General features: G+C 58.8%; 3 protein-coding genes. 1 reads left to right on the forward strand and 2 read right to left on the reverse strand.

What is annotated here, in order from left to right; all coding sequences use genetic code 11:
• Positions 1–441: 441 nt before the first annotated feature.
• Positions 442–687: a hypothetical protein gene (locus AX756_RS15835; protein WP_068313627.1), complete on the reverse strand. Its 246-nt coding sequence runs from the start codon at positions 685–687 to the stop codon at positions 442–444.
• On the reverse strand, positions 684–1,181 hold the full coding sequence (locus tag AX756_RS15840) for a hypothetical protein (protein ID WP_068313630.1): 498 nt from the start codon (positions 1,179–1,181) through the stop codon (positions 684–686). Before AX756_RS15840 ends, AX756_RS15835 begins: the two co-directional genes overlap by 4 nt.
• A gap of 400 nt (positions 1,182–1,581) precedes the next feature.
• On the opposite strand from AX756_RS15840, the gene AX756_RS26650 reads away from it, so the two are divergent.
• Positions 1,582–1,716 (forward strand): hypothetical protein, encoded by a 135-nt coding sequence (locus tag AX756_RS26650; RefSeq protein ID WP_269432958.1) that lies wholly within the window; start codon positions 1,582–1,584, stop codon positions 1,714–1,716.
• The last annotated feature ends 658 nt before the right edge of the window (positions 1,717–2,374 follow it).

The following is a 2,374-nucleotide window of genomic DNA, read 5'->3' on the forward strand; positions in this document are numbered from 1 at the left end:
GTTTTGTCAACACAACCTAGGCGAGGTTGGATACGATTTCCGCGAAGACATCGCGCAATGTGCTGGCAGAAGCCACGCCCTTCTGGTCATTGCTCGCAAGGACGATCCGGTGCAGGGACGGTGGATCCAATTCGTTCGGGCCCTCTGGTGATCGCGTCCTCGGAACTGCTGCCGGATCACCCGGCCCGCGAAAGCCAGCGCAACGTCGGCCGAGATCGGCTCTTGTCGGGCTTCCAGCACCCAGATCAGATCGTCGAGATCGGCCGCATGCAGTTCTCGGGCAGTAATGCGCCCAGCCAGCAGATCCTCCACGACGGAATCGGTCGTGCGGTCAACCATCTTTCGCATCCGCTTTCTCCTCCTCTTCCCGGCGCTGTTTCTCCAGCTCAAGCAGGCGGAGCGCCTCGGCTTCACGGACGCGCTTGGGTGGGCGTGATCGAGTCATGGCAAAACCTTTTGTCCAGCATTTGCTTTACACACAGCTTCGTCGGCCGCTGCGAGCTGAACCGGCATGGAGCCTGCCAGCAAGCTGGCATCCGTGTATGCTTCCTCACCGACCGCGGCCCGCACCCGGGAAATCACGTATTTGCACAGGGCGAGATAGGGCTCGGCGCCCGCCTGCTTGGCAGCAGTCCAATCTGGAGTTTTACCGCCCAAGGCGGCGGAAACGACGCGATCGGAAATCATTGCAGGAAGCCTCGGATCTCATCGGGTACATCATCGTCAGCAGCAGCAGCAGGCGTGGCAACGGACTTGGCTGCAGGTTGCTGGATTGGCCGACGATTATTCATCGATCTGGTATCGATGCCGCTCCCGCCCATACCGATCAGCCGCAAATGGGATTGCAGCTTCTTGGTTGTCAAATCCAACAGAGAAACGGCGGGGTTCTTCTTGCCGTCGATGATCATTCCCTTTTCATCAATATCGATACGCAAAAAAGCAATATCGGTTTGGATCAGGCCGATCTCGGCGACGATCTCGCGATGGAACGGCATCCAATCGGACTCTTGCCGGCTGGACCAGATCGTCTGCGCATAATCGTCGGCAATGACTTGAATGAACGGGTTGGTGCGGCGCGGGACGGTGCCTGTCGGCCACTCGAAGGTGCCGACCTTCTGTCGAGCGAGGAGCTGCGCACGTGAATCGCGATCAAGCTTCGGTTGTCTGGTTTTACGGCCCATCGGGGTCGGTTCCGCCCATGTTTGGCGGCTATCGCATATGCAAGCGGTTTGATGGCAAAATACTTTTTATAGCCCAAAACTCGATCACAGGTTTGTTCTAGTCCCCCCGGCGCGGTGGGTCGCCCCCCACCCCCATTTCTCGCGAGCCACGCCCCCGAGGGTCGATGCCGCCCACCGGCCCGCACCAGCGCCGCCAGCGCCCGCCAGGCACAGGGAGGCCGGCACCGGGCACAGGGACAGGGGGCCCGCACCAGAACCGCAGCGCGCAGCGCGGGTGCAGGTGGGCGATTACCCACCCGATGCCGGCCCGTTATAAATACTCGATGCAACGGTCGCCGATCGGCCAGGTCGGGGCGCTCTGCATCTGCATCAGTCGGTCGGTCGGTTACGGGGAAAACACGTGCTGGTCGTAAATCTCGAAGTCCGGCTCGCCATACCTGTCCCAGGCTATCTCAATCTCACGAACGAGGAAGGCGACGAGCAGCTCATCATCGGCGCTGCTGACCTCTACCTGAGCACGCAGCGTACCCTTTGATGATGAGGACGTCCCGTACCCGCTGATGCATGGAAGCAGTTACCTCGGCCAAGGCTCTGTCGATCCGTTATAGGCAACGAGTGCGATCTCTCTGCCGTTCATGTGCCACCTCCATCGCGTGCTCAACGGCCATCAGCGCCGCGCTGATGGCTTCCGTGACCTCTCGCCGGGCCGTTGCGGTCTTCATCATGCGGGTACCTCCAAGAGGTCGAGGAGCCCGACCCGGTGATCGGTGGTGTTGTGTTTGACTGATGGTTAAGGGTGCTACGGGGGCTACACCGATTCAAACCCTGCTATATAGAATCCATCCATTTACCCTCTATAATCACTTATAATCACTTATAATTACCTATAATTACTTATAATCAATTATATATCCAATATTTCTCCATTAGATAGAAATATGGTGTAGCCCCGTAGCCCCTAGGGTTTGAGCCATGAAAATAAGGGGTTTGAGGGCGATTGGGCAGGTGTAGCCCCCCCCGTAGCGCCCCCCGTAGCCCCCGTAGCCTCAAGCACGTTTTGACCCTCTAGGCGCTAAGGGGGCTACGGGGGGCGCTACGGCTACCGTTGGTCCGTTTTTTCGAGCCAGTCCTTGATCATTTTCTCCTTGCTCTGGTCGGTCTCGATTATGACTCCGCGGCGCTGACGACCGTTG

It is taken from the genome of Aliiruegeria sabulilitoris (assembly GCF_001558155.1).
In the GTDB taxonomy this organism is placed as follows: domain Bacteria; phylum Pseudomonadota; class Alphaproteobacteria; order Rhodobacterales; family Rhodobacteraceae; genus Tropicimonas; species Tropicimonas sabulilitoris.